22 protein-coding genes are annotated in these 25,818 nt (G+C 65.8%); 14 read left to right on the top strand and 8 right to left on the bottom strand.

What is annotated here, in order from left to right:
* Nucleotides 1-55: 55 nt before the first annotated feature.
* Entirely contained in the window at nucleotides 56-1,138 is a 1,083-nt protein-coding gene (locus WN72_RS31945) for a lysylphosphatidylglycerol synthase transmembrane domain-containing protein (protein ID WP_092213352.1), read from the bottom strand.
* 426 nt (nucleotides 1,139-1,564) lie between these two features.
* Here WN72_RS31945 and WN72_RS31940 point away from each other — a divergent pair, with 426 nt between their 5' ends.
* Nucleotides 1,565-2,071, top strand: a complete 507-nt coding sequence (locus tag WN72_RS31940) for a YciE/YciF ferroxidase family protein (protein ID WP_027560362.1) — start codon at nucleotides 1,565-1,567, stop codon at nucleotides 2,069-2,071.
* Between the two features lie 49 nt (nucleotides 2,072-2,120).
* Here WN72_RS31940 and WN72_RS47095 read toward each other — a convergent pair whose 3' ends face one another.
* Nucleotides 2,121-2,651 (bottom strand): hypothetical protein, encoded by a 531-nt coding sequence (locus tag WN72_RS47095; protein ID WP_244553675.1) that lies wholly within the window; start codon nucleotides 2,649-2,651, stop codon nucleotides 2,121-2,123.
* 14 nt (nucleotides 2,652-2,665) lie between these two features.
* Nucleotides 2,666-3,361 (bottom strand): MFS transporter, encoded by a 696-nt coding sequence (locus tag WN72_RS47090; RefSeq protein WP_244553676.1) that lies wholly within the window; start codon nucleotides 3,359-3,361, stop codon nucleotides 2,666-2,668.
* Nucleotides 3,362-3,583: 222 nt separating this feature from the next.
* On the opposite strand from WN72_RS47090, the gene WN72_RS31930 reads away from it, so the two are divergent.
* Both WN72_RS31930 and WN72_RS31925 read left to right on the top strand, forming a co-directional pair.
* On the top strand, nucleotides 3,584-5,002 hold the full coding sequence (locus WN72_RS31930) for an MFS transporter (RefSeq protein ID WP_092213354.1): 1,419 nt from the start codon (nucleotides 3,584-3,586) through the stop codon (nucleotides 5,000-5,002).
* A gap of 105 nt (nucleotides 5,003-5,107) precedes the next feature.
* Nucleotides 5,108-7,507, top strand: coding sequence for a bifunctional diguanylate cyclase/phosphodiesterase (locus tag WN72_RS31925; RefSeq protein WP_092213356.1), 2,400 nt, complete (start codon nucleotides 5,108-5,110; stop codon nucleotides 7,505-7,507).
* A gap of 4 nt (nucleotides 7,508-7,511) precedes the next feature.
* Here the strand turns inward: WN72_RS31925 and WN72_RS31920 are convergent, their stop codons facing one another.
* Nucleotides 7,512-7,946: a hypothetical protein gene (locus WN72_RS31920; protein ID WP_027560358.1), complete on the bottom strand. Its 435-nt coding sequence runs from the start codon at nucleotides 7,944-7,946 to the stop codon at nucleotides 7,512-7,514.
* A gap of 64 nt (nucleotides 7,947-8,010) precedes the next feature.
* Between WN72_RS31920 and WN72_RS31915 the strand changes: the two genes are divergently transcribed.
* The gene (locus tag WN72_RS31915; RefSeq protein WP_092213358.1) at nucleotides 8,011-8,592 is read left to right on the top strand and encodes a hypothetical protein; all 582 of its coding nucleotides are present in this window, start codon (nucleotides 8,011-8,013) and stop codon (nucleotides 8,590-8,592) included.
* A gap of 13 nt (nucleotides 8,593-8,605) precedes the next feature.
* Here WN72_RS31915 and WN72_RS31910 read toward each other — a convergent pair whose 3' ends face one another.
* On the bottom strand, nucleotides 8,606-9,949 hold the full coding sequence (locus WN72_RS31910) for an aminotransferase-like domain-containing protein (protein ID WP_092213360.1): 1,344 nt from the start codon (nucleotides 9,947-9,949) through the stop codon (nucleotides 8,606-8,608).
* 186 nt (nucleotides 9,950-10,135) lie between these two features.
* On the opposite strand from WN72_RS31910, the gene WN72_RS31905 reads away from it, so the two are divergent.
* Nucleotides 10,136-10,372 (top strand): DUF1127 domain-containing protein, encoded by a 237-nt coding sequence (locus WN72_RS31905; RefSeq protein WP_092213362.1) that lies wholly within the window; start codon nucleotides 10,136-10,138, stop codon nucleotides 10,370-10,372.
* A 26-nt stretch (nucleotides 10,373-10,398) separates the two neighbouring features.
* Here the strand turns inward: WN72_RS31905 and WN72_RS31900 are convergent, their stop codons facing one another.
* From WN72_RS31900 to WN72_RS31890, 3 genes are read right to left on the bottom strand one after another with little or no spacing between them, the layout of a single operon-like run.
* Complete coding sequence (locus WN72_RS31900) at nucleotides 10,399-10,860, bottom strand: hypothetical protein (RefSeq protein WP_092213364.1); 462 nt, start codon at nucleotides 10,858-10,860, stop codon at nucleotides 10,399-10,401.
* A gap of 15 nt (nucleotides 10,861-10,875) precedes the next feature.
* Nucleotides 10,876-11,301, bottom strand: coding sequence for a universal stress protein (locus tag WN72_RS31895; protein WP_027560353.1), 426 nt, complete (start codon nucleotides 11,299-11,301; stop codon nucleotides 10,876-10,878).
* A gap of 57 nt (nucleotides 11,302-11,358) precedes the next feature.
* Nucleotides 11,359-11,895 (bottom strand): SixA phosphatase family protein, encoded by a 537-nt coding sequence (locus WN72_RS31890; RefSeq protein ID WP_027560352.1) that lies wholly within the window; start codon nucleotides 11,893-11,895, stop codon nucleotides 11,359-11,361.
* A gap of 195 nt (nucleotides 11,896-12,090) precedes the next feature.
* Here WN72_RS31890 and WN72_RS31885 point away from each other — a divergent pair, with 195 nt between their 5' ends.
* The 9 genes from WN72_RS31885 to WN72_RS31845 all read left to right on the top strand — a co-directional run bounded on the left by WN72_RS31885 (nucleotide 12,091) and on the right by WN72_RS31845 (nucleotide 25,800).
* Nucleotides 12,091-13,548, top strand: a complete 1,458-nt coding sequence (locus WN72_RS31885; RefSeq protein WP_092213366.1) for an NAD(P)/FAD-dependent oxidoreductase — start codon at nucleotides 12,091-12,093, stop codon at nucleotides 13,546-13,548.
* 86 nt (nucleotides 13,549-13,634) lie between these two features.
* Complete coding sequence (gene msrB / locus WN72_RS31880; RefSeq protein WP_027560350.1) at nucleotides 13,635-14,147, top strand: peptide-methionine (R)-S-oxide reductase MsrB; 513 nt, start codon at nucleotides 13,635-13,637, stop codon at nucleotides 14,145-14,147.
* A gap of 290 nt (nucleotides 14,148-14,437) precedes the next feature.
* A complete protein-coding gene (locus WN72_RS31875; RefSeq protein ID WP_027560349.1) occupies nucleotides 14,438-16,723 on the top strand; it encodes a flagellar hook-basal body complex protein in 2,286 nt (761 codons plus the stop codon).
* A 35-nt stretch (nucleotides 16,724-16,758) separates the two neighbouring features.
* The gene (gene flgK, locus WN72_RS31870) at nucleotides 16,759-18,642 is read left to right on the top strand and encodes a flagellar hook-associated protein FlgK (protein ID WP_092213368.1); all 1,884 of its coding nucleotides are present in this window, start codon (nucleotides 16,759-16,761) and stop codon (nucleotides 18,640-18,642) included.
* Between the two features lie 20 nt (nucleotides 18,643-18,662).
* Nucleotides 18,663-20,561 carry a flagellar protein gene (locus WN72_RS31865; protein WP_092213371.1) on the top strand — a complete coding sequence of 633 codons (1,899 nt, stop codon included), beginning with the start codon at nucleotides 18,663-18,665 and terminating at the stop codon, nucleotides 20,559-20,561.
* Between the two features lie 71 nt (nucleotides 20,562-20,632).
* Entirely contained in the window at nucleotides 20,633-21,418 is a 786-nt protein-coding gene (locus WN72_RS31860) for a hypothetical protein (protein ID WP_092213373.1), read from the top strand.
* Between the two features lie 10 nt (nucleotides 21,419-21,428).
* Nucleotides 21,429-23,060, top strand: a complete 1,632-nt coding sequence (locus tag WN72_RS31855; RefSeq protein WP_027560345.1) for a hypothetical protein — start codon at nucleotides 21,429-21,431, stop codon at nucleotides 23,058-23,060.
* Nucleotides 23,054-24,307, top strand: coding sequence for an ATP-grasp domain-containing protein (locus tag WN72_RS31850; protein WP_027560344.1), 1,254 nt, complete (start codon nucleotides 23,054-23,056; stop codon nucleotides 24,305-24,307). The genes WN72_RS31855 and WN72_RS31850 overlap by 7 nt, the downstream gene beginning before the upstream one ends.
* Nucleotides 24,304-25,800 (top strand): pyridoxal phosphate-dependent decarboxylase family protein, encoded by a 1,497-nt coding sequence (locus WN72_RS31845; protein WP_092213377.1) that lies wholly within the window; start codon nucleotides 24,304-24,306, stop codon nucleotides 25,798-25,800. Before WN72_RS31850 ends, WN72_RS31845 begins: the two co-directional genes overlap by 4 nt.
* Nucleotides 25,801-25,818: the final 18 nt, after the last annotated feature.

Here is a 25,818-nt window from a genome sequence, read left to right as displayed (position 1 = left end):
AGCATTGCTCCCCCGCCTGCAACCTTCGTCTGCCGCTTTTGCGGGCGGGCGCCGCTCAGCGCTTGCTGGCCTGCCGCACCAGGCGCTCACGCTCCATCGGCGTCACCTGCTTGGGCAGATTGGCCTGCGCGCAGGCCTCCGCCAGCCGCCGCCGCTCCTGCCAGGGCTCGACCACGTTCATCCAGAGCTCGCGGGCGCCCATGATGGAGATGGCGAGGCCGAACGGGATCACGAAATAGAGGATGCGGAACACCAGCAGCGTCGCCAGAAGCTGTTCGCGGCCGAATTCGGGCAGCGCCACCAGCATGGCGGCATCGAACACGCCGATCGACCCGGGGGCATGGCTGGCAAAGCCCAGCAGCGTCGCCAGGATGAACACGACGGCGAGCGAGAGGAAATCGATCTGCGGAGTGGCCGGCACCAGGAGGTACATCGCCAGCGCGCAGAAGCCGAGATCGACCACGCCGATCAGGATCTGCACCAGCGTCAGGGGCGCCGACGGCAGCACCACCTTCCAGCCCTTCTGTCCGAGCTCGCGGCGCTTCTCGCCCATGCAGAGCCAGACCAGATAGGCGCTGATCGAGGCGAGGCCGCCGAACGCGATCAGCCGGTTGATGGAGGAGGGAAGCTGATCCATGTACGAGGCGGCGTCGGGATGGATCGCCATGCCGATCGAGAGCACGAAGATGTTACCGAGCCAGAAGGTCAGTCCCGACAGGAAGCAGATCTTGGCGACGTCGATCGCATTCAGCCCGTAATCCGAATAGATCCGGAAACGGATCGCGCCGCCGGTAAAAACCGTGGCGCCGATGTTGTGGCCGATCGAATAGGACGTGAAGCTGGACAGTGCTGCGATGCGATAGGGCACGTGCTTCTTGCCGATCGTTCGCAATGCAAAAAAGTCGTAGAAGGTCAGCGTACAGAACGCGAAGACGACGCAGATCGCCGCGAGCCCGATATTTTCCCGGGGAATCTCGGTCAGCGCGGTCAGGATGACGCCGGTATCGATGCCTTTGAGGGTACGCACAAGCGTGGTGACCGCGAAGGCGATGATGAAGACGCTCGCGGCAATTCCGAGCCGTCGCCAGCCGATCCATCGTTTGAAGCCGCGTTTCAGCGCGGTCAGCAGTCCGTGCATTCATCCTCCCGGCAGGGGGCAAGATCGATAGGGCCAGGCATTGGCCGGTCGGCCGCGATCACGGCCCGTGGGCGTCGATCGCTAGCATGATGTAGCTCATTTAAGGCAAAAACGGCGGCTTGTGCAGCCCTTGACAACGATAGGTTCTGCTTTGGACCTGCGACCTTTGTCATACGCGGTTCACATCCGGGGCGCGTTAAGCATATGAGTCGTAATGCGCGGCTTGGATCGCGCGTCCGGATTTTGACATGGTTTCAAATCCTGGCGCCCGTGTCCTTGTTCCACCGCAAGCGATGCGGGCTTTTTTGGAACGCCGATGCTGCGTACCCGTTAGCGCCCAATCAGCAATCGAACATGGCGGAATAAGCGGCTTTTTCATGCAAGCCGATGCCTCCGTGTTCCCAAAACCGAAAGAGGATTGGAACGATGGGACTGTTCACAAAAGACATCAAGACCATGAACGACCTGTTCGTGCACCAGCTCCAGGACATCTATTACGCGGAGCAGCAGCTCACCAAGGCGCTGCCGAAAATGGCAAGTAAGGCCACCGATCCGCAGTTGAAGCAGGGCTTTTTGACGCACCTCGAGGAAACCAAGCAGCACGTCACGCGGCTCGAGGAAGTGTTCAAGATGCATGGCGTCGCCGTCAAGGCGGTGGACTGCCCGGCGATCGACGGCATCATCGAGGAAGCCGATGAGACCGTCGGCGAAGTCGCCGACAAGGCAGTGCTGGACGCCGCGCTGATCAATGCGGCGCAGGCCGCGGAGCATTACGAGATCGTCCGCTATGGCAGCCTGATCGCCTGGGCCAAGCAGCTCGGCCGCAACGACTGCGCCAGCGTGTTGGCCAAGACGCTGGAGGAGGAGAAGGCGACCGACAAGAAGCTGACGACGCTCGCCGAGAGCAAGGTCAATCTCCGCGCAGCGAGCTAGCGATCCGGTCTTGATCTGGAGACGCCGCGCGGCTGTGCGGCGTCTCCTTCTATTCGCCTTGCGGGGCCTGCCCGCCCTGGTATTTCAGCCCGAAGATCAGGGCGATCACTGCGAAGGCCGCAATGGTGGCGGCAAACACCAGGCTCGCCACGGTCAGGCTGGTCAGGGTCGAGAGCACGCCGATCCCGATCACCGGAAGCGCGTTTCCGAGAAAGCAGCAGATGAAATAGGCCGAGACCACCTCGGCGCGGCGATCATCCGGTGCGATCTGGTTCACCACCTGCAGGCTGCCGCGATAGCCGAGGCCCGCCGCCACGCCGCAGGTCGCGGTCGATGCGATCATCACGCCGAGCGATCCCACGAATTGTGCCGTCACGAGCAAGGCAAGGCTCGGCAACATCAGGCCGAGCGACCACAGCATGGCGGTGCGGCTGGAGAGTGAGCGTGTCAGCGCGATGACCAGCGCCACGGCTGCCGCAAGCTCGAGGAAGATTGCGCCGGCGACGGCGTGGCTGGTGACATGCAGCTCGTTGGCGAGCACGCTCGGTGCAAGTGCGGCGAAAAAGGCAACGAGGGCCATGGCGCCAAAGCCTGTCACCGCGGGCGCCACGAAGCGCGACCGGATCGACGACGGAACGCCGGCACGCGGCCGGATCGACAGCTGCGTGAGCGCAGCCAGCGGCCGATCCACGGTCTCGCGCGCGAAGGCGAGGAGGGTCGCGACAACCACCAGCACCACGAGATAGCGTTGAACGGCGTTCGCAGCGGAAGCGCGACATATTCGGCAAGCAGGCCGGCGACGAGCGCGCCGAGGCCGAGGCCGGTGAAATTCGCGATCGTCGCGATCACGGTGGCGCGGGAGCGGTCCTGCTCGGCGATCAGTTCGGCGAGCCACGCCGTGCCGGTTCCGGCGCCGATCCCGATGGCGAGGCCGCTCAGCACCCGTGCCACGTAAAGCGAAGCGACCCCGTGTGCGAGCAGGAAGACCACTGCCCCCGCGACGGCGATGCCGATGGCAATGACCGCCGTGCGCCGCCGCCCGACCTCGTCCGACATCCGGCCGAACACCAGCAGTGCAGTCAAATTGCCGACGATGTAGACGGCATAGATCAGCGTCAGGGTGATCTGGGAGAAGCCGAACTGGTGCTTGTAGATGACGTAGAGCGGCGTTGCGATGGTGCTGCCGGCGAACAGGACGCCGATCAGGCAGCCGACGGCAATGACGGTTGCGGTCTTGCCGAACTCCGATCTTGCGCCAGACGGAATTGAGGTGTTGCCAACTCTTGCCATGAGGTCACTGCCGAGAAGGGAACGTGAAGGGATCAACAGAGACAATCTCGCGCTGTTCCCATGCTTCCGCGCGGACGGGAGTTGCACGGCGAGCAGAACGCGAAGTTTCGTTGTTGTTGCTGAAGGATACGATTCCTCGCGCGATGATGCTTCGATCATAATCGAATCATGTTGGCGCGGTGAAAGCGTATGTTTCGCATGGGGCTGCAATCGAGGTGCAGCATGCGAGCTAACACCATCAAATATCAAACCTTCGACGACGGAGCCGGCGCGCCGCGAGCCCGTTCGCCTCTTGCGACCTCGCTCACGCTGGCGGCGATGAGCCTCGGCTATGGCGTGGTGCAACTCGACGTCACCATCGTCAACACCGCGCTGGATGCGATGGGCAAGACGCTCGGCGGCGGCGTCGCGGAGCTGCAATGGGTGGTCAGCGCCTACACCATTGCGTTCGCCGCCTTCATTTTGACGGCCGGCGCGCTCGGCGACCGCATCGGCGCCAAGCGCATCTTCATGGCGGGGTTCGCGATCTTCACCGCGGCCTCGCTGGCCTGCGCGCTGTCGCCCAACGCCATCGTCCTGATCGCCGCGCGGCTGGTCCAGGGACTGGCGGCGGCGATCCTGGTGCCGAATTCTCTCGCGCTGCTCAATCATGCCTACACGGACGATCGTGCGCGCGGCCGCGCCGTCGCCGTCTGGGCGGCCGGAGCGAGTCTCGCACTCACCGCCGGCCCGTTCGTCGGCGGCGCGCTGATCACGCTGGTCGGTTGGCGCGCGATCTTCCTGGTCAACCTGCCGATCGGGCTCGGCGGCCTCTGGCTGAGCTGGCGCTATGCGGCCGAGACCACGCGAGCGACCTCGCGTGAGATCGATCTGCCCGGCCAGCTTGCCGCGATCGGTGCGCTCGGGGCGCTTGCCGGCGCGATCATCGAAGGCGGCGCGCTCGGCTGGGACCATCCGGCGGTGATCGCGGCCTTCGTCGGAGCCGCCGTTCTCGCCGTGCTCTTCATCTGGCGCGAGAGCCGCGCGGCGCAGCCGATGCTGCCGCTGTCGCTGTTCGGTCACCGCTTGTTTACCCTGACCACGATCGTCGGCCTGCTCGTCAATGTCGCGATCTATGGCCTGATCTTCGTGCTCAGCCTGTACTTCCAGCGGATCAACGGGCTGTCGGCGTGGTGGACGGGTCTGGCCTTCGTGCCGATGATGGGGGCGGTGCTGCCGGTCAACCTGCTGGCGCCGCGCCTTGCCGAACGGATCGGCCCATGTCCCACCATCGTCGTCGGCGCCTGCGTCTCGGCGCTCGGCTGCCTCGGTCTGGTCTGGATCGAAGCCGGGACAAGTTACTCCGCGATCTTTGCGCAGATGATTGCGATCAGCGGCGGGCTCGGCCTGCTGGTGCCGCCGCTGACCTCGACCTTGCTGGGTAGCGTCGAGAAAGCGCGCTCCGGCATCGCCGCAGGAGTCCTGAACGCGACGCGGCAGACCGGCAGCGTGCTCGGCGTCGCGCTGTTCGGCTCGCTGGTGGTCTCGGAAGCAACGTTCATGACGGGGCTGCACCTGTCGCTGATCATTTCTGCCGCTGTCCTGCTGCTTGCTGCGGCCGTGATCGGCCTCGGCGCAAGGGCGCAGGGGCCGACAATGTGAGCGACCGCACACATTGTCTGTTCACCATTTTCCGAACCGCTGAATAGCCGGTTACCTGCTATCCATCTCTGCCGGTTCAGATGTCGGGTGGAACAGGAATCGGCAATGTATCAGGTCCTCTACTGTCTCACCGACGAGCATGATTGGCGACTTGTTGCGCTTGGCGGCGCGGTGTGTCTGCTCGCGAGCGCTGCAGCGATCAGCCTGTTTCACCGGGCCCGCGCGGCCCGTGGGAGCGCTCGCGTGGCGTGGATTGCGCTCGATGCTGCCGTTGCCGGCTGCGGCATCTGGGCGACCCATTTCATCGCGATGCAGGCGTACGGGCCGGGCGCCGGCGGCGCTTACAACATCCCCGTGACGGTGCTGTCGCTGATCTTTGCGATCGCAGTCACCTTCATCGGTCTCAGCATCTCGGTGTCGACGACGCGCGGGCTCCTGGTTGCACTCGGTGGCGCCGTTGTCGGCGGCGGCGTGGCCGCCATGCATTACACCGGCATGATGGCGTTCGAGATTCCGGCTCATGTCGGCTGGGCGACCGGTACCGTGACCGTCTCGATCCTGCTCGGCATCCTCTTCGGCTCGCTCGCTCTGTTTGTCGCGGGACGGCGCGACGGCGTGTCCGGTGCCCTCGGCGCGACGGTCCTGCTGACGGTCGCCATCGTCTCGCATCATTTCACCGCCATGGGCGCGCTGGAGCTGACGCCCGATCCTACGCTCGTGGTCAGCGGCCTTTCGATCCCGCCGGCGTCGCTGTCGATCCTGACCGCCAGCGCGGCGGCTGCCATCATCGCGATCGCGCTCGCGGCCGCCGTGCTCGACCGTCGTGCCAAGGGCGAGCTCGGACGCCAGCAGGTCGTGCTGGATGCTGCGCTCGAGAACATGTCGCAGGGCCTGTGCATGTTCGATGCGGACGGCAAGATCCAGCTCTTCAACGAACGCTACGCCGCGATGCTCGGCCGCACCGGCATTCCGCTCGCCGGGCGCCTGCTCGTCGACGTGCTGCGGGAGGAGCAGGCGAAAGGCCAGTGGCAGGGCGATGCGGGCGAGTTCTTCGCGCGTCTCGTCGCCGATGCGCGCGAGGGCCGCACGACCAGCCAGGTCGTCAACCGGCTCGGCCGCTCCATCCGCGTCGTCAACCAGCCGATGCAGGGCGGCGGCTGGGTCGCGACCTTCGAGGACATCACCGAATGGCTGGAGGCGCAGGCCAAGATCTCGCACATGGCGCGCCATGACGCGCTGACCAGTTTGCCCAACCGCGTGCTGTTCCACGAGCAGCTCGAGCAGGGACTGCGGCGCACCATGTCGGGCGACCAGCTCGCGGTGCTCTGTCTCGATCTCGATCATTTCAAGGACATCAACGACTCGCTCGGCCATCCGATCGGCGATGCGCTGCTGAAGGAGGTCGGCCGCAGGCTGAAGGCCACCGTCGGCGAGAACGACACCGTGGCGCGGCTCGGTGGCGACGAGTTCGCCGTGGTCCAGATCGGACGCTCCGAGGAAGCCGCGGCGAGATCGCTCGCCGGCCGTCTCGTCGAGGTGATCTCGGCGCCCTACGAGATCGACGACCATCAGATCGTGATCGGCGTCTCGATCGGCATCTCGCTGTCGCCGCAGGACGGCAACAATCCGGACGAGCTCTTGAAGAACGCTGATCTCGCGCTGTACCGCGCCAAGGCCGACGGCCGCGGCACCTATCGCTTCTTCGAGACCGGCATGGACGCGCGCGCGCAGGCGCGGCGGCTGTTGGAAATGGATCTGCGCGCGGCGCTGCAACGCGATGAATTCGAGGTGCACTACCAACCGATCCGCGACGTCGCCAGCGATCGCGTCGTCGCCTTCGAGGCGCTGCTGCGCTGGAACCATCCGCAGCGCGGACTGATCTCGCCCGTCAACTTCATTCCGCTGGCCGAGGAGACCGGTCTCATCATCCAGCTCGGCGAGTTCGTGCTGCGCGGCGCCTGCGCCGATGCGGCCACCTGGCCTGACGATATCGACGTCGCCGTCAACCTGTCGCCGGTGCAGTTCAAGAGCCCGAACCTGATCGCGTCGGTGACCGCGGCGCTGGCCGCCTCGGGACTGAGCGCACGCCGTCTCGAGCTCGAGATCACCGAATCCGTGCTGCTCCAGAACAGCGAGGCGACGCTGACCACGCTGCACGAGCTGCGCGCCATGGGCGTGCGAATCTCGCTCGACGATTTCGGCACCGGCTATTCATCGCTGAGCTATCTGCGCAGCTTCCCGTTCGACAAGATCAAGATCGACCGCTCGTTCGTGTCGGAGCTCGCAACGCGCGAGGATTCCATGGCGATCATCCGCGCCGTGACGAGCCTTGGCCGCAGCCTCGGCATCGTCACCACCGCGGAAGGCGTCGAGAACGATGCGCAGCTCGAGCTCCTGCGGCGCGAGGGCTGCACCCAGGCGCAGGGTTATCTGTTCAGCAAGCCGCGGCCTGCCTCGGGCGTGGCGTTGATGCTGGAGCGTCCGCGTTTGCGGGCGACCGCCTGAACGGTCAGCCGCGGCGCAGGGCGAAATGCGCGCCGCAGAACGCCATCACGGCGCCGAGGCACAGGGCGGCGAGCCCGGCGAGCACGACCGAGACGGTCGGGATCGGGCTCGGTGCCGAGGCCGCCTGGCCCGCGCCTGCGAGCAGGAGCACGCCGACCGCGATCAGGAACTGCCGCATCCGCTGCGGGATCTGGCCGTCGACGGCGCTCTGCATCAGGCTCGCCGTGAAATAGCCGCCGGAGAAGCCGACGGTTGCGATCAGCCACCAGGCGATCGCCGCGCCCGCAGGCATGAATTCGTGGGTATCGGAACGCCAGAGGCCGCCGAGGTCGAGCCCATAGCGCGCGCCCAGCATGTGCACGGCGAGCGCGAGCAGCACGCCGGAGATCACAGCGGCGCCGAGAATCAGGCGACGCGGAAAAAAGGTCGTCTCAGCCATGGCTCGCTTGTAGGATGGGCGAGGGCGGTCGCGCAAGCATATCGCGGACGGGATTGATTTCGAGATGCAGGTTTCCGGAGCCGAGGCGACCACGAGCTACGCCTACAAGGCATCGCTGATCGGCTCGGCGCATCGCTTCGAGCTGACGCAGGAGGGGCTGTCCTGGCACATCGCCGGCCGCTCGGGCCTGTGGCGCTATGACGAGATCAGTGCTGTCAGGCTGTCGTTCCGCCCGGTCTCGATGCAGCAGCACCGCTTCCGCGCCGATGTCAGCCACAGCGGCGGCGGCCGCATCGCAATCCTCTCGACGAGCTGGCAGACCGCCGCGCTGATGGCGCCGCAGGACAACGGGTTTCGCGACTTCATCCTCGAATTGCATGCGCGGATGGCGAAGGCGGGCAGTCGCGCGGCGCTCACCGCGGGCCTCGGCGCTAAGACCTATGCCGCGGTGCTGGCGTTCCTGGCGCTGCTGACGGTTGCGATGGCGGGACTCCTGATCCGCGCGCTGATGATCGGCGAGTTCGCGGGCGTGCTGTTCATCCTCGGCTTTGCCGCGCTGTTCGCCTGGCAGGTCGGCGGCTTCGTGCGGCGCAACCAGCCGCAGAGCTACAGTTTTGATTCCGTGCCGAAGGCGCTGCTCCCTTAGTCTCCCCGACGCGCTACTCCGTCGAGTCGAAATCTTCTTCCTTGGTGCCGAGCAGCGACACGATCGTGCGCAGGCCCGAATCGAGCTGCTCGAAGCTGGGTGGGGCGAGCGCGAGGCGCACCGCATTCGGCGCATGGCCATGCGCGATCGCGAAGGTGGAGGACGGCGTCAGCGCGATGCCGCGACGGGCTGCGGCGGCCACGAAAGTCTGCGAGCGCCAGTGCGGCGGCAGCGTCAGCCAGAGATGATAGGAGCGCGGATCGGCGGCGTGCTGATAGCCCGCGAGCAGCCTTGCCGCGGTCTGTTGGCGGCGCGTGGCGTCGATGCGCTTCAGCCGCGTCAGCTCGGCGACCGTGCCGTCGGCCATCAGCCGCTGCCCGGCCGCCAGCGCATGGCCGGAGGCGGTCCAGCCGCCGGTGCGCACCGCGCTCATCACGCTCTCGCGCAAGTGCGGCGGCGCGACCAGGATGCCGAGGGCAAGGCCCGGCGCGACCTTCTTGGACAGGCTGTCGATGACGATGCAGCGGTCCGGTCCGAGCGCAGCCAGCGGCGTGTCGTCGGCGAGGAAGCCGTAGACGGTGTCCTCGATGATGGTGAGATCGAGCTTCTCGGCGACGCGCATGATATCGGCGCGCCGCGTCGCGTTCATGGTGACGCCGAGCGGGTTCTGGATGATGGGCTGGAGATACAGCGCCGACAGATGCGCCTCGCGATGGGCCTTCTGGATCGCATCGGGCCGCGCGCCGAATTCGTCCATTGGAATCGGCACCAGCGTGATGCCGAGCCGCGCGGCGATGCTCTTGACGTAAGGATAGGTCAGCGCCTCGACGCCGCAGCGGCCGCCGGTGGGCACGAGCGCGGCGAGCGCTGCCGCGAGCGATTGCTTGCCGTTGGCGGTGAACACGATCTGCTCGGCCTGCGGCGCAAAATCCTTGCGCGCGAGATAGGCGGCGGCCGCGTTGCGCGCGCTCTTGGTGCCGGTGCTGGTGGAGACGCGCAGCGCGGATTCGAGCGCATCGACGCGCTCCAGCCCCGCAAGGCTCTTGGCGATCATCGCCCATTGCTGCGGCAATAGCGGATAATTGACCTCGAAGTCGATCCGCGCATCGCGCGGCTCGCTGACGGTCTCGACCTCGCGCCTGACGTCGCCGGAGATAAAGGTGCCGCGGCCGACCTCGCCGACGACGAGGCCGCGGCGGAGCAATTCCGTATAAACCCGGCTCGCGGTCGAGACCGCGATGCCACGGTCATAGGCAAAATTGCGCTGCGGCGGCAGCCGGTCGCCGGGCCTTAACGTGCCGTTAGTGATATCGGCCGCAATGGCATCGGCAAGCTTCACGTACTCGAACTTGGACATTATTGCACCGAGAGCAATGTTTTACTTGCTCCGAGAAGTGTACTGGAGCATTTAAGTTCCATCAAGTTCCGCGATTGAGCCGAGGAGAGCGAGAGCAATCCGACGGCAAATGAGGTGCAGGCGCTGACCGCGTCTGCGCCAACGGCACCTGCTTCGCCGCGCGGAATGATACGCCGGAGAAGAAACATGACCACGATCTCGCAAACTGCCGGGCGGAGCTTACGCCCATCCTCGTCGAGCGGATTTTTTGCAACGCTTGCCAACGCCGCCTATGCGCTGTTCGACCGCCTGGAGCGCCGCTCCGCCGTCAAGACATTGAACGAGCTCGACGACCGCGCCCTGCGCGACATCGGGATCAACCGCAGCCAGATCGAGGACGCGGTGTACGGGCAGGTCAAGGCCGAGCTGAGGCGCTATCTGTAAGCGCGCCTTCTAGAAAACTTCGGGGCTCAGGCCATCGCAGCCTGACCCCACATCCCGCCGAAAGCTCGATCATCTTCGGACTGGTTGGGCTTGCGGCGAGGCCTCGGCGCCGAACCCGCTCCGCGCCGCTGCCTGGGGTCGATCCGCCGCATGCCGGTGCGAAGGCGCGCAAGCAGTGCCGCGGCGCGTATAGCGGCCCGCTTCACGAGAAACGCGATCGTCGCGGCTCGGCTCAGGATGCTGAGCATCAGCACCACCGAGAAGATGTCGATATAGGCGACGAGGTCGCCGATCAGCATCAGCGCGGGAGGCAGCGGCACGCTGTGGTAATAGGCCAGCAGCAGGACGGCCACCGGGGCGAGGGCCGCCACCTTTCGCCAGGTCAGCCGGTCCAGCAGTGCCGCGAATTGCACGACCAGGATCTCCCACAACGCATCGCCGATCGCGAGCGGGATTTCATAGCTCCACTTGCGCCACCAGTTCTTCACGGCATTGCTCCGCGTTCAGTGCCGGACCACCAGCACCGAGCACTTGGCGTAACGCACGACGTGCCCGGCATTGGAGCCGAGGAAATAGGTGCGCATTGCCGGCCGATGCGAGGTCATCACGATCAGGTCGGCCTTCATGTGCGCGGCCTCCTCCAGGATCTCGTGATAGATGCCGCCCTGGCGCACCACGCTGGAAATGCGTCCCGGCTCGATGCCGGACTCGCGCGCGACGATGGCGAGCGCCTCTTCCGAGGTTTGGCGCTGCTGTTCGTCGAAATCGGCCGGGACGTATTCGGCGAGCATCACCGGCGTCATCGGCAGCACGTTGAGCAGCCGGACCGATCCGCTCCAGTTTTGCGACAACGTTGTCGCGGTCGCGATCGCCGGCTTGGCGAGATCGGTGTCGGCGAGGTCGATGGGCACGAGGATGGACTTGAACATCTGCGCCTCCCTAGGAACCAGGCTGGATCGACCGGTCGAGACGGCGCCCGCGCGTCTCTAGCCCGATCGAAGCAGCTTGGGGCTGACGAACAGCACCAGTTTGCCGCGGCGGTAGGCCACGTCGCTCCAATCCTTCACGTCAAAGTCGAAGATCGCAAGTCCCGCGGTGGGCAGATTGTCGGCGAGCGCCTTGGCGCCGGCGGGATCACCGCCGCCCATCAGCATCAGGGCGACCTCATGCATGCCGGGATTGTGTCCGATCAGCAGCAAACGCCTGGGGTCGGCGGGGGCGGTTGCAGTGCGAATGGATTCCAGGATCTGCGCGGGATCGGCTCCGTAGAGTTCCGGAAGGACCTCGACCTCAGGCGCCGCAACGCGGTCCTTCATCGCCTCCCAGGCGATGTCCCAGGTCTGCCTGGCACGGACGGCGTGCGACACCAGCACGATCTCGGGGACGGGCGGATGCGCGGCGATCCAGTCGCCCATCTGGGCGGCGTCCTTGTGGCCGCGGTCGTCAAGCCGGCGGTCCTGGTCACGGCCGCTCGGCGCGTCAGTCTCGGTCTTGGCGTGACGCAGCAGCATCAAACGGCGCATGGCATTCTCGAATCGTTCCACGTCCAAAATAATCTACAGGCGCCCGTTGAGGACAAGGTGACAGGCGCCCGATCGGTCTTTAATGCGCGACGAGGCTTAGAACAAATCGTCATCGCGATTTAAGTTGTTGTTTTGCGCATGATCTTTTCTGAAAACCGCTGCACACTTTTCCGGATCATGCTCTAAGAAAACTGCATGAGCGAGACTTTCACAAGCGTGTCCCAGCAGGAAGCCGGCTTTCGCGACCGCGTGCGGCTGTCGTTCGATCTCGACGCCGACATCTGCGTGATTGGGGCCGGGCTGGCCGGCCTCTCGATCGCGCTGGAGGCCGCCCGGCTCGGGGCCAGCGTCGCGGTGCTCGAGGGCCGCCATATCGGCTGGAACGCCTCCGGCAACCAGCTCGGCACCGTGATGCCGGGCTTTGCCCTGCCGCTCACCGACCTGATCGAGCGGATCGGTTTCGAGGACGCCAGCGAATTGTGGACGCTGTCGAAGGAGGGCGCCGAGTTCGTCCGCGCCAATGCCAGCAAGGAGAACATGCCGAGCATCGGCCTCAGCGAAGGCGTGCTGGAGGTCTCCAATGTCGATGCCGGCGACCGGCTGATCAGCCGGTTGCAGATGCTGAACGAGGATTTCGACACCGAGGTCGAGGGCTGGCAGGTCGATCGTGTCCGCGAGGCGCTCAAGACCGATCGTTACTTCCACGGCGTGTACTATCCCAGGGCGTTCCAGGTCGACGGACGCAAATATGTGCACGGCCTTGCGGCACTGGCGCGGCGGGCAGGGGCCCGCATCTTCGAGGACACGCCGGTGGTCAGCATCGATCATTCCGGCATCCGCAAGCGCATCGTCACGCCCTCGGCGCGGCTGCGCGCGACCCACATCGTGCTCGCCGGCAACATCCATCTCGGCGCGCCCTTGCGGCGGCTGTCGGAGACGCTGCTGCCGGTCTGGCGCTATGCCGGCATCACTGCGCCGCTCGGCGAGCGCGTGCACGAGATCGTCGCGTTCAAGGGATCGGTGATGGATACCGACGGCGTCGACCATTTCCGCATCGTCGACGGCGACCGGCTGATGTGGGAGAGCCCGGAGACCACCTGGGCCGCACGGCCGCAGCGCTTTGCAGGCGGCGTCAAGCGGCGAATCCGCACCATCTTCCCGGCTCTCGGCGATGTCGAGATCACCGACATGTTCGGCGGCGCCACCGGCCAGACCGTGCACGGCATGCCGCAGATCGGCCAGTTGCGCAAAGGCCTGTGGGTGGCGAGCGGGTTCGGCCGCCAGGGCATGAACACCTCGGCCATGGCCGGGCAGCTGATCGCGCGCAGCATCCTGTGGGGCGATGAACGCTGGAAGCTGTTCTCGCCGTTCGAGCTGGTCTGGGCGGGCGGGGCGACCGGTCGTGTCGCAGGCCAATTGGTCGGGCTCTGGGGCAGGGCGAGTTCCGCCGCCGCGGGCTCGCTCGCGCGCTACCGCGAGCGTGCCAGGGTCAAGGACCGGGAACGCGAGGCACGGCTGGCCGAAGCCAACCGCGCCGCCGGCACCGGCCCGCGCCGTCCGCCGCCGGGCGTGCGGCCTCGGCTCGCTCCGACCCCGAAACCTGCGCCGGAAGCCGTGGAACCGGTTCCGCAGGACGCCAGCGTCTCGCAATAACCCTGAGAAAAATTCCGCCCGGAAGTGTAACGTCGGCCGTTAGAGCCCGTATCTCAGGGCGTGGACTCCCGCGCACGGAGAATGAGATGTTTGACCGCCGCATCCTGCTAACGACTGCCGCCGGCCTGTTCGGCCTTTCCGCCTTCCGCTGGCTGAGAGGATCCCCCGCCGAGGCTGGTGAGAAGGCCGCGGAAAAGTTCGAGATCGAGAAGACGGAGGCCGAATGGCGCGCCCAGCTGACGCCGCAGCAATATGAGATCCTGCGCAATCACGGCACCGAGCGGCCGGGCTCCAGCCCGCTGCTGAAGGAGCACCGCAAGGGCGTTTTCGCCTGTGCCGGCTGTGACCTGCCGCTGTTCGCGTCCGACACCAAGTTCGAGAGCGGCACCGGCTGGCCGAGCTTCTACCAGCCGATCGAAGGCAACGTCGGCAAGACCGAGGACCGCACATACGGCATGCTGCGCACCGAGGTGCACTGCCGGCGCTGCGGCGGCCATCTCGGCCACGTCTTCGACGACGGTCCGAAGCCGACCGGCTTGCGCTACTGCATCGACGGTTTCGGGCTGGTCTTCCACCCGGCCGCGGCGTCGGCGACGTAGTTAGTGAGGTGTCATTTCGGAGCGATGCGTGAGCATCGAATCCGGACTCTCGAACTTCTCAGGTGCGCAAGTGCGCATCATAGTTCGATGCTTCGCATCGCCCCGGAACGACAGGATGTCCCGGCAATTGTTGCCGGCCCGGCAATTGTGCCCCGGTCACCCGACCGGGGCCTGTCTATTTAAGTCATTGATTTCCTGAAGATACCCGCATTGGCATAGCCCTTGCGACTGTCTCTTCCGACTGCGGCCATGGTCGACCGGCCGCCGGGATCGGATTTGGAGACAAAGTTATGGGTATCTTCGATGCAATGAACACCTCGGTGGGTGGCCTGCAGGCGCAATCCTATGCGCTGCAGAACATTTCCGGCAACATCGCGAACTCATCCACCACCGGTTACAAGGGCATCGGCACCAGCTTCGTCGATCTCATTCCCGACGCCTCGGTCCCGAGCAAGCAGGTCGCGGGCGGCGTGACGGCCAACGCCAAGGCGACGATCACGACGCAGGGCACGATCTCCTCGTCCACCGTCGCCACCAACATGGCGATCACCGGCGACGGCTTCTTCTCGATCCAGAAGGCGACCGGGATCGTCGACAACGTGCCGGTGTTCAGCGGCGTCACCTATTACACCCGCCGCGGCGACTTCCAGCTCAATGCCAACGGCAACCTGGTCAACGGCGCCGGCTATTATCTGATGGGCACCACGGTCGACCCCAAGACCGGCAACCCGACCGGCAACGTCGCCACCGTCCTGAAATTCCAGAACAACTTCATTCCGGCGCAGGCGACAACCTCGATCCAGTACGCCGCGAACCTGCCGTCGCAGCCGAACACGGCGGCGAGCTCGACCGCGGCGGCCAAGACGCTGCTGGCGGCCGGGGGCCTGAACCCGTCGGATTTCGCCGCCAACCCGCTGATCGTCGGCACGCCGCCGCCGCCTTATGTGAACGCGACGGTCTCCGGCGCCGCCGCTACCGGCAATCTGCGCTCGGCCTACACGTCGACGACGGTAACCGGCTCGGTGGCCCTGCTGAACAGCGCATCGGCCGCAGCGAGCACCGGTACGTCCCTCGACCCGAGCGCAAGCCCGCATCTCGGCGTGTCGTTGGCCGGCCAGACGTTGACCATCAACAACGGCAGCGGCCCTTATACGATCACCTTCGACAACACCGCGACGGGCATCACGACGACTGCGAACAGCACCGTGATCGGCGTGAAGGCCGGCGCCACGACGACGGTGAACGATATCCTCACTGCGATTCAAACGGCCGGTGGCGCCGGCAACGGCGTCACCGCCACGATCACCGGTACCGGCAACATCCAGATCGCAGGCGGCACCCTCGTCGATCTTGCGATCAGCGGTAGCGCAGCGACCACGCTCGGCCTCAGCAACGTGACGCGCGGTGGCAACGTGCTGTCCACGCCCGCGATCACCGGCAATACGCTGCTCGGTGGTGCCGCTATGCCCGGCGCTTCGGAAGTTCTCTCCTCGGGTTTCCAGGCAGGGTCGGCGGGGCCGCCCGTCGTTAATCCCGATACGATCACGGTGAACGGTCAGACGCTCACTTTCGTCTCGGGTGCTGCGAGCGGCGCGAACCAGATCAGCGTCAACGACGACATCTCGACCTTGCTTCAGAAGATCGACTTTCTCGCCGGCACTTCAGGCTCGTCGATCAGCAACGGAGTGATCACGCTGAATACCGGCACCGCAAACCCCTCTTTGAACGTCTCCAGCAGCAACCCCAATGCGTTCGCGGCGCTCGGCTTCACCTCAGCCGTTTCCAAGCCTCGCGGCGGCGGCGGAACGGCCGGCACGGGCACCGTGATCGGCAACGACGTCGCGACCTTCACCAAGGAAACGATCAGCGGTGGCGCGGTGACCGCCTACAATGCGGCCGGCACGCCGGTGAATCTGCAGCTCCGTTGGGCCAAGACCGACAGCGCCTCGCTGGGAACCGGTCATTCCGACACCTGGAATCTGTTCTATCAGACTGACCCGAACGCGACCGGCACGAACGTTGCGTGGATGAACACGGGACAGGCCTTCACCTTCGCCGCCGACGGCTCGCTGACCTCGCCGAGTGGCTCGGGCATCACCATCAACAACGTCACCGTCAGCGGCCAGCAGCTCGGCTCGGTCGCCTTCAACATCTCCCAGGGCGGGCTGACGCAATATGCCAGCACGAGCGGCGCCGTGACCATCAACACCATCACGCAGAACGGCTACGCCGCCGGCCAGCTCCGCTCGGTGTCGGTCAACAACAGCGGCCTCGTGGTCGGAACCTTCTCCAACGGCCAGAACCTCGATCTCGCCCAGGTGACGTTGTCGCATTTCAACGGCACCAACTATTTGAAGGCGCTGGACGGGGGCGCCTACGCTGCGACCGAACAGTCGGGACCTGCGATCGACGGCGCTTCGGGCACCATCAGCGGCTCGTCGCTGGAAGGCTCGAACACCGACATCGCCGACGAGTTCACCAAGCTGATCGTGACCCAGCAGGCCTATTCGGCCAACACCAAGGTGATCACGACGGCCAATTCGATGGTGCAGGACCTCCTGAACGTGTTGCGCTGATCGGCGCGTGACGTAACCAAAGGCGGTAAGTACACATGGGTTTGAGTTCAGCCCTCGCCAGTGCGATGAGCGGTCTGCGTGCCAACCAGGCCGCGCTCTCGATCGTCTCTTCGAACGTCGCCAACTCGCAGACGCCGGGTTACGTCGTCCAGACGGCGAACCAGATCGAGGTCACCACCGGCGACTTCGGCTCGACGGCGATGACGACCGGCGTCAGCCGGGAGCTCGACACCTATGTGCTGAACCAGCTCCGCACCGAGACCGGCGGCAGCGGCTATGCCGACCAGATGGCCAACATTCTGAAGCAGCTTCAGAATGTCTATGGCACGCCCGGCAACGACGGCACGCTCGAAAGCGCGCTGAACAAATTCACCACGGCGCTGCAGGCGTTGTCGACGAGCTCAGGCGCCTCGTCGGCGCAGACCGTTGCGCTGGGCGCGGCGCAGGCGCTGGCGCAGCAGCTCAACGTCACCACCAAGGGCATCCAGTCGCTGCGCTCCAATGTCGAGCAGGATCTCGGCACCTCGGCGCAGGCGGCCAACGCGGCGATGCAGAAGGTCGCCGACATCAACACCAAGCTCCAGGGCCTGTCGGCCAACGATCCCTCCGCCGCGACGCTGATGGACCAGCGCGACCAGGCCATCAACACGCTGTCGAAATATGTCGACGTCCGCGTCACCACCGACGGCTCCAATCAGGCCAACATCTACACCACCACCGGCATCCAGCTGGTCGGCGCCGGGCTCGCCTCGCAATTCTCCTTTGCCTCTGCCGGCGCGTTGTCGGCGACCTCGCTCTACAACAGCGATCCCGCCAAGTCCGGCGTCGGCGCGTTCAACATCAAGCTGCCGAACGGCTCGCAGCTCGACGTCGTCGCCAACAACGTGGTTTCCTCGGGCCAGATCGCGGCCGATCTGAAGCTCCGCGACCAGACGCTGGTGCAGGCGCAGACCCAGATCGACCAGCTCGCCGCCACGATGTCGAGCGCGCTGTCCGACAAGACCACCGCCGGCAGCACGGTCTCCGGTCCGCCGGCCGGCTTCGACCTCGACCTTGCCGGCGCGCAAGCAGGCAACACGGTCAACATCACCTACACGGACACGGCGACCAACACCCAGCGCCAGATCACGCTCGTCAACGTGACCGATCCGGCGGCGCTGCCGCTCCAGAACGCCACCAACGCCAATCCGATGCGGGTGGGCGTCAATTTCTCTAGCGGCATGGGTGCGATCGCCTCCGCGCTCAACACCGCGCTGGCAGGCTCGCATCTGTCGTTCTCCGCCGCGCCGTCGCCGGCGACCGCGACGACGCTGCGGGTCACCGACGACAACACCGGCCTTGCCAAGATCAATTCGGCTTCCACCTCCAAGACGATGTCGTCGCTGGCCTCGGGCAATCCGCAACTGGCGCTGTTCACCGACGGCGGGCAGGCGCTCTACACCGGCGCGATCACCGCATCGGGCTCGCAGATGACCGGCCTTGCCGGGCGCATCGCCGTGAACACGCAGCTGGTCGCCGATCCGACCAAGCTGTCGGTCTACAACACCTCGCCGGTGACGCCCCCGGGCGACACCACGCGTTCGGACTATCTCTACTCGCAGCTCACCAGTGCGGTGTTCTCCTATTCGCCGACCACCGGCCTCGGCTCCGCGAACCAGCCCTTCACCGGCAGCGTCTCGAACTATCTCCAGCAGTTCCTGAGCGTGCAGGCCAACGCCTCGACCCAGGCGACCCAGCTCCAGCAGGGCCAGAGCGTCGTGGTCTCGACGCTCCAGGCCAAGTTCAACTCGACCTCCAGCGTCAACCTCGACTCGGAGATGTCGAACCTCATCCAGCTTCAGAATGCCTATGCCGCCAACGCCCACGTCATGTCGGTGGTGCAGAGCATGATGAACACTTTGATCCAGGCTCAAGCGTAACCAGTACAGGGCTCTGAAAGATGTCGATCAGCAGCATCAACTACTCCTCGTCGGTTCTCGGCGCGCAGATCCGCAACATCAACCAGCAGCTCACCGATCTGTCGACGCAGCTCTCGACCGGCAAGCTGTCGCAGAACTATTCGGGCATGGGCACCAACGAGGGATTTGCGATCGCCGGGCGCTCGCAGCTCTCCAACATCGCCGCCTATACTGACACGATCACCAACGTCAACGTCAACATCAACCTCGCCAATACCGCGCTCCAGTCGCTGACGACCATTCGCACCAACACCCAGACGGGTTCGGCCAGCACGGCGCAGGATCTCAACGTCAACGGACAGACGGTGGCGCAGAACACGGCCGCGGCCCAGTTCGGCTCGATGGTCGGCGTGCTGAACACGCAGTCCGGCAACCGCTATCTGTTTTCCGGGACCGCGTACAACACCCAGCCGGTCGCCAATGCCGGGGACATCATCAACGGCACCACGACGCAGGCGGGCTTCAAGACCGTCATGGCCGAGCGCCAGGCCGCCGATCTCGGCGCCAACGGCATGGGGCGCCTGGTGCAGGCGCAGCCGACGCCGAGCTCGGTGAAGGTGTCGGAAGACGCCGCGGGATCGCCGTTCGGACTCAAGATCAAGGCGGTGTCCTCGACGCTGACAGGGGCGACCGTCACCGGTCCAAGTGGCTCGCCGGTGTCGTTCTCGGTCGATCTCAACGGCGTCAATCCGAGCAACGGCGACAAGCTGAGCGTCCAGTTCACGCTGCCGGACGGCACCACCGAGCAGATCGACCTGACCGCGTCCACGGCGACACCTACGCCGCTCGGCAGTTTCGCGATCGATGCGAGCGTCCCGGTCAACCCGAACAATACCGCGGCGAATCTCAACACGGCGCTGAACACCGCGATCAAGAAGCTTGCCAACACGTCGCTGGTCGCGGCTTCGGCCGTGACCGCGGGTGACAACTTCTTCAACACGGCAAGCTCGGTGACCGGGACGGCAGTCACCAATCAGGTCGCCCCGCCGGCTTCGAACATCGCCACGGGCGCGACGGCGCTGTCCGGCGCAAGTGGATCGGACTCAATCACGCCGGGCTTTTCCGCCGGCGACAGCATCACCGTCAACGGCACCACGCTGACCTTCGTCAATTCGGGGGCGACCGGCAACCAGCTCAACGTGACCGACAGCATCCAGACGCTGATGAGCAAGATCGACCAGATCACCGGCACTTCCAAGCCGTCGACGATTCATGGCGGCGTGATCACGATCAACACCGACGATGCGGCGAGCCTGAACATCACGGGCTCGACCCCGGGCGCGACCGCCGCGCTGGGCTCGCTCGGTTTCAGCACGACGCCCGTGACCGCCACGCAGCCGCCGCTGCGCGTTGGCTCCTCTCCGGCGAGCTCGGCCACCACTCTGGTCAATGGCTCGGCGAACACCATTAAATGGTACCAAGGCAATGACGGACCGGGCTCGCCGCGTTCGACCGCGGTCGCGCGGGTCGACGATTCCGTCACGGTGCAGTACGGCGCGCAGGCGGACGAGGACGCGATCCGCCGGCAGTTGCAGGCGATTGCCGTGTTCGGCACGTTTTCGACGACCCCGGGCGGGCAGTATTCGGGCGGGCAGGTCGCCGCGCTGAGCCTGCGCACGACCCAGGCGCTGACCCAGCAGCCCGGACAGCAGCGCATTGAGGACATCCAGACCGACATCGCGATGGCCCAGAACACGATGAAGGACGCGACCACGCGCCAGACCCAGGCCAAGGCGCAGCTCCAGTCCATCATCGACCAGGCGGAATCGGCCCCGCAGGACCAGGTGGCGAGCGAGATCCTGGCGCTCCAGAACGCGCTTCAGGCGTCCTATCAGGTGACCTCGAACCTCGCCCAGCTCTCGCTCGTCAAGTTCCTGTAAGGATACGTTAAGGCGTCGTTAACCATGCTTCTTTACCTCTTGGTGAGGATTGGAGCGGGGCGGAGCGGCCGATGTCGGACAGGATGCAGCTGGTGGTGGCGACGCCGTGCTTCGGCGGCCAGGTCTCGAGCATCTATGCCAGCTCGATCTTTGCGCTCCAGCGCGCCGTGCAGGGCATGTCCAATCTCGATCTCAAGGTGCACCTGCGCGACGGCGACGCGCTGATCACGCGCGCGCGCGCCAATTTGGTCGCGATGTTCCTGGACGATCCCAAGGCGACGCATTTCCTGTTCATCGACGCCGACATCGGCTTCAGGCCGGAGCAGGTGTTCCGGCTGATCGAGTGCGGGGCGGACGTCGTCGCCGGCTGCTATCCGATCAAGCGGGTGAACTGGGACAAGGCGAAGCGGGCGATCGAGGCCCGCCGCATCGATCTGCCGGCCGCCGCGCTCGACTACGTGCTCGAGGTCGAGGACCCCGACCGCATCGTGGTCGTCAACGGTTTCACCCGCGTGCGCTACGCCGGCACCGGTTTCCTGATGATCCGCCGCCACGTGCTGGAGGCGATGTGTCGCCATCCGGCCTACGCGAATCTGCAGTTCTTCCGCGAGCATTCGCACGACACGCTGGCGGCGAGCCAGAACCGGTTCGCGCTGTTCGAATGCATGATTGATCCTGCGACCGGCACGTATCTCTCCGAGGACTTCGCCTTCTGCAAGCGCTGGACTGACATCGGCGGCGAGATCTGGGCCGACATCCAGAGCTCGCTCGACCATGTCGGGCCATCGGTGTTTCACGGCGACATCGCCTCGCAATTCGCAGCCGCGCCTGCGGCGGCGGCGGCCGACGCGGCGTGAGCCTTGCGGGATGAGCACCGGCGCATCCCGTCCGTCAGCTTCGGAACGCGCGCCCGACGGCGGTTCGCGCTACCTCTTGCGCGATCTCTTCACGCCATTGGACACGCTGCTGGTCTCCGGCGGAGACCCGCGCCTGGTGCTCGATCCCCGGGATCGTGTCAACGCCTATGGCTGTGCGGCCTCGCCCGAGCCAGAGATCTGGAATTTCGCGTCCTCGACCGCGTCGACCATCTCGCAAGCGGCCTATGACCGCGCCGCGCTGGCGCGCGAGGAGCTGATGCACAGGTGCCTGTTCGACGAGGTCGAGATCGCCTTCGACGCGCGCTGCGAGGGTATGCGCGAGGAGCTGCGCGGCCACCTTCAGCTCTCGCCGAGGGTCGACGTCGTGTTCTCGCCCTCCGGCACGGACTCCCAGCTTCACGCGCTGTTCCTGGCGAGCGCGGTGCTCGGCGCGCCGCCGGTGACGATCGTGGTCGGCACGGATCAGACCGGCAGCGGCACGGTTCATACCGCGCGTGGACACCATTTCAGCTCGATGACGGCGAGCGGCGTTGCGGTGCGCAAGGATGCCGCGGTTGCGGGTCTTTCCGCCGACAGCATCGCGGTTCCGCTGATGGATGCCGCCTCCGGCATCGCGATGCGCGCGGATACGGATGCTGCGGTGATGCGTGCCATTGAGACCAGCCTCGCGCAAGGCCGCTGCGTTCTTCTGCACATCATGGATTCGTCAAAACTCGGCTGGCGCGCGCCGAGTGCTGCCTGCCTCGATGAGATCGCGCGGCGCTGGCCGCGCAAGGTTCAGGTGGTCGTCGATGCCTGTCAGGCGCGGCTCGGCCGCCGCCGGCTGCGCTGCTATCTCGACCGCGGATACATGGTGCTGATGACCGGCTCGAAGTTCTTCGGCGGACCTGCCTTCAGCGGTGCGCTGCTGGTGCCGAAAGGCCTGTCGCGGTCGATCGACCGGATCGGCGCGATCGCGCCGGGCATTTTCGATTATGCCGGCCGCGGCGACTGGCCGACGGCCTGGACGGTGCTGCGCTCGCGGTTCGAGCGCCGGCCGAATTTCGGTCAGTGGCTGCGGTGGGAAGCCGCGCTCGCGGAGATCGGCAGGTACTACGCAGTGCCTGGCGCTTTCCGCGCCAGGGCGCTGGCCGAGCTTGCGGCCGGCATCGACAGCATGATCGCGCTGTCGCCGTCGCTGCGTTCCATTCCAGCAGCGACCGAGAACATCGGTGCAGATGACGAGGAATTCGCCCGCGCCACGATCCTTCCGTTCATGCTGCTGCGCGACGGCAAACCTGTCTCGTTCGCCGAGACCAGCGCCGTTCATCGGGCGCTCGCCCGCGACATGAACGAGGAGCTCAGCGGCAGCGCGGCGGACCGGCAGGTCGCCGCACAACGCTGCCTGGTCGGCCAGCCGGTCCGGCTCGAGCGGCAGGGCGAGGCGCCGCAGGCCGCATTGCGGCTTTGCGTCGGCGCGCGGCTCGTCACCGAAGCCTGGTCGGCGGATCCCGCACAGGCGCAACGCAATCTGCAACATGTGCTCGATCGCATCGCCCACGTCCTGGTGAAGATCGAGCTGCTGCTTGACCGTGTCACGGCTGCGCCGGGGAAGTTTGTGCTCGAGGCCCAAAGATGCTGAATCCTGTTTCCGCGCCTGATAGCGTGACCACGCCGAACTATTCCGACCGCATCGGCTTTGCGCAGTTGACGCGGCGGGCCTTCGAGGGCGGCGATCTGCATCCTTTGCGCGAGCATCTGCTGGCGCGCATCGCGGAAGGAACGGCGGAGGCGGGCGAGGGCCTCGACCTGTCGTTGATTGCCCAGCTTCTCGGTGAGAAGGAGGCCGGGCTCGTGATCCAGACCGAGGTGCTCGCCTTCCATCAATTGTTTCGCACGCCGTGCGCGGTTGCCAAGCCGCGCCTGCGCGTGCTCGCGCTCGCGGCCGATATCGACATGGGCGGCAACACCCCGATCGAATTCCTGCTCGAAGGCTCCGACATCGAGCTGCTGACGCTGTATGTGGTCAAGGGAGTCGGTCTGCCCGAGACGTTGCCCGATCACGACGTCGCCATCGTGGTCGCTTCCGATTCCGAGGAATGCCGCGAGACGCTCGCGGTGATCGAGCAGGCTGCACCGCGCTGGCCGCGGCCGCTGCTCAATCGCCCCGAGCTCATCGGTAATCTCGATCGCGACAAGCTGTACCGGTTGCTGGCTGATATCCCCGGTCTCGACATTCCCGTGACCGTCCACACAACGCGCGCGCAATTGTCCGAATTGCTGGAAGGCAAGATCGCCTGCGCTGACATCACCGGTGAGCTGCGCTTTCCGATGATCGTGCGGCCACGCGGCACGCATGCCGGTGTCGGACTCGCGAAGGTCGACGATGCAGCGGCGCTCAAGGCCTATCTCGCCGAGCGGCAGGAGCAGGACTTCTTCGTCGCGCGTTTCGTCGATTATGCGAACCCCGACGGGCTCTACCGCAAATATCGTCTCACCATGGTCGACGGCAAGCCTTACGCCTGCCACATGGCGATCGCCGACCGCTGGGACATCTGGTATCTCAACGCCTACATGGCGTTCAGCGAGGAGAAGCGCGCTGAAGAAGCCACCTTCATGCTCGACTTTGACAACGCTTTCGCCGCGCGTCATCGCAGCGCACTCGCCGAGATGAGCAAGCGCGTCGGCCTCGACTATTTCATCGTCGATTGCGCCGAGAACCGCGATGGCGAGCTGCTGGTCTTCGAAGCCGACAACACCGCCGTCGTGCACAACATGGATCCGCCGGCCGTGTTTCCCTACAAGCCGCCGCAGATGCGCAAGATCTTTGCTGCGTTCACCGCGATGCTGTCGCGGCACGCCAGCGCCGGCGCGGAGAGTGCAGCATGAACGAGATCATCCGCAACACGCAGAGCTCGATCACGAACGGCTCGCTCGATCCGCAGGACTGGAGCGAATTTCGCGCGCTCGCCCATCGCATGCTGGATGAGACCATCGACGGCATCGCCAACATTCGCTCGCGTCCGGTGTGGCAACCGATCCCCGACGAGGTCCGCACGGCGTTGAAGAGCGACGTGCCGCGCGGGGCGAGCGAGCTCGCCGAGGTCTATCGCGAATTCGCAGAGCACGTCGCGCCCTATGCGACGGGCAACGTCCATCCCGGCTTCATGGGCTGGGTGCATGGCGGCGGCACCGCGGTCGGCATGCTTGCGGAGATGCTCGCGGCCGGCCTCAACGCCAATCTCGGCGGGCGCGACCACATGCCGATCGAGGTCGAGCGCCAGATCGTCGGCTGGATGCGCAATTTGTTTGCCTTCCCGGACAGCGCCAGCGGCATCTTCGTCACGGGCACGTCGATGGCCAATCTGATGGCGGTGCTGGTGGCACGCACGGCAGCGCTCGGCACGCTGGCGCGACAGCACGGTATCGGCAATGACGGCGCGCTGCTCGCCGCCTACACCTCGCGTGCCGCGCATGGCTGCGTCTCGCGGGCGATGGACATCGCCGGGCTCGGCACCGATGCGCTGCGCAAGATCGATGTCGATGCCGATCATCGCATCGACGTCGCCGCGCTGCGCGCGCAGATCGCCGCGGACCGCGAGATCGGCTTCAAGCCGTTCCTCGTCGTCGCCTCCGCCGGCACGGTCGATATCGGCGCGATCGACGACCTCGGGGCGGTCGCGCAGCTGTGCCGCGAGGAAGGCATCTGGTTTCACGTCGACGGTGCCTTCGGTGCGCTCGCAATTCTCTCGCCTGAGCTCGCGCCACTGCTCGGCGGCATCGAGCTCGCCGATTCCATCGCGCTCGATTTCCACAAATGGGGACAGGTGCCGTACGATGCCGGCTTCCTGCTGGTGCGCGATGGCGAGCAGCATCGGCAGGCCTTTGCGCAGCCGGCGGCCTATCTCAGCCGCGAGGCGAGGGGGCTTGCGGCCGGCACGGTCTGGCCGTGCGATCTCGGCCCCGATCTGTCGCGCGGCTTCCGCGCGCTGAAGACCTGGTTCACGTTGAAGACGTTCGGCACCGATCGGCTCGGCGCGGTGATCGCGCGGAGCTGTGCGCTGGCAAAATATCTGGAGGCGCGCATTCTGGCCGAGCCGCGGCTGGAATTGCTGGCGCCGGTGAATCTCAACATCGTCTGCTTCCGCTATCGCGCCGCCGACGCGGTCAACCGCGAGGTGGTCGCCGACATCCAGGAGTCCGGCATCGCGGCGCCGTCGAGCACGACGCTGGATGGCAAGTTCGCGATCCGCGCGGCGATCGTCAATCATCGCACCGAGGAGACCGACATCGATGCGCTGGTTGCGGCCGTGCTCAAGTTCGGCGCGCAGCGCAGCGGCGGCGTGATCGAGGTCGAGGCGCCGCCAATCGCGGCGCAGTGATCACGAAACGCCGATGAA

Source organism: Bradyrhizobium arachidis (assembly GCF_015291705.1).
Taxonomy (GTDB): domain Bacteria; phylum Pseudomonadota; class Alphaproteobacteria; order Rhizobiales; family Xanthobacteraceae; genus Bradyrhizobium; species Bradyrhizobium arachidis.
Note: the sequence above shows the minus strand (reverse complement) of the source record. Positions and strands in the feature narration are given on the sequence as shown.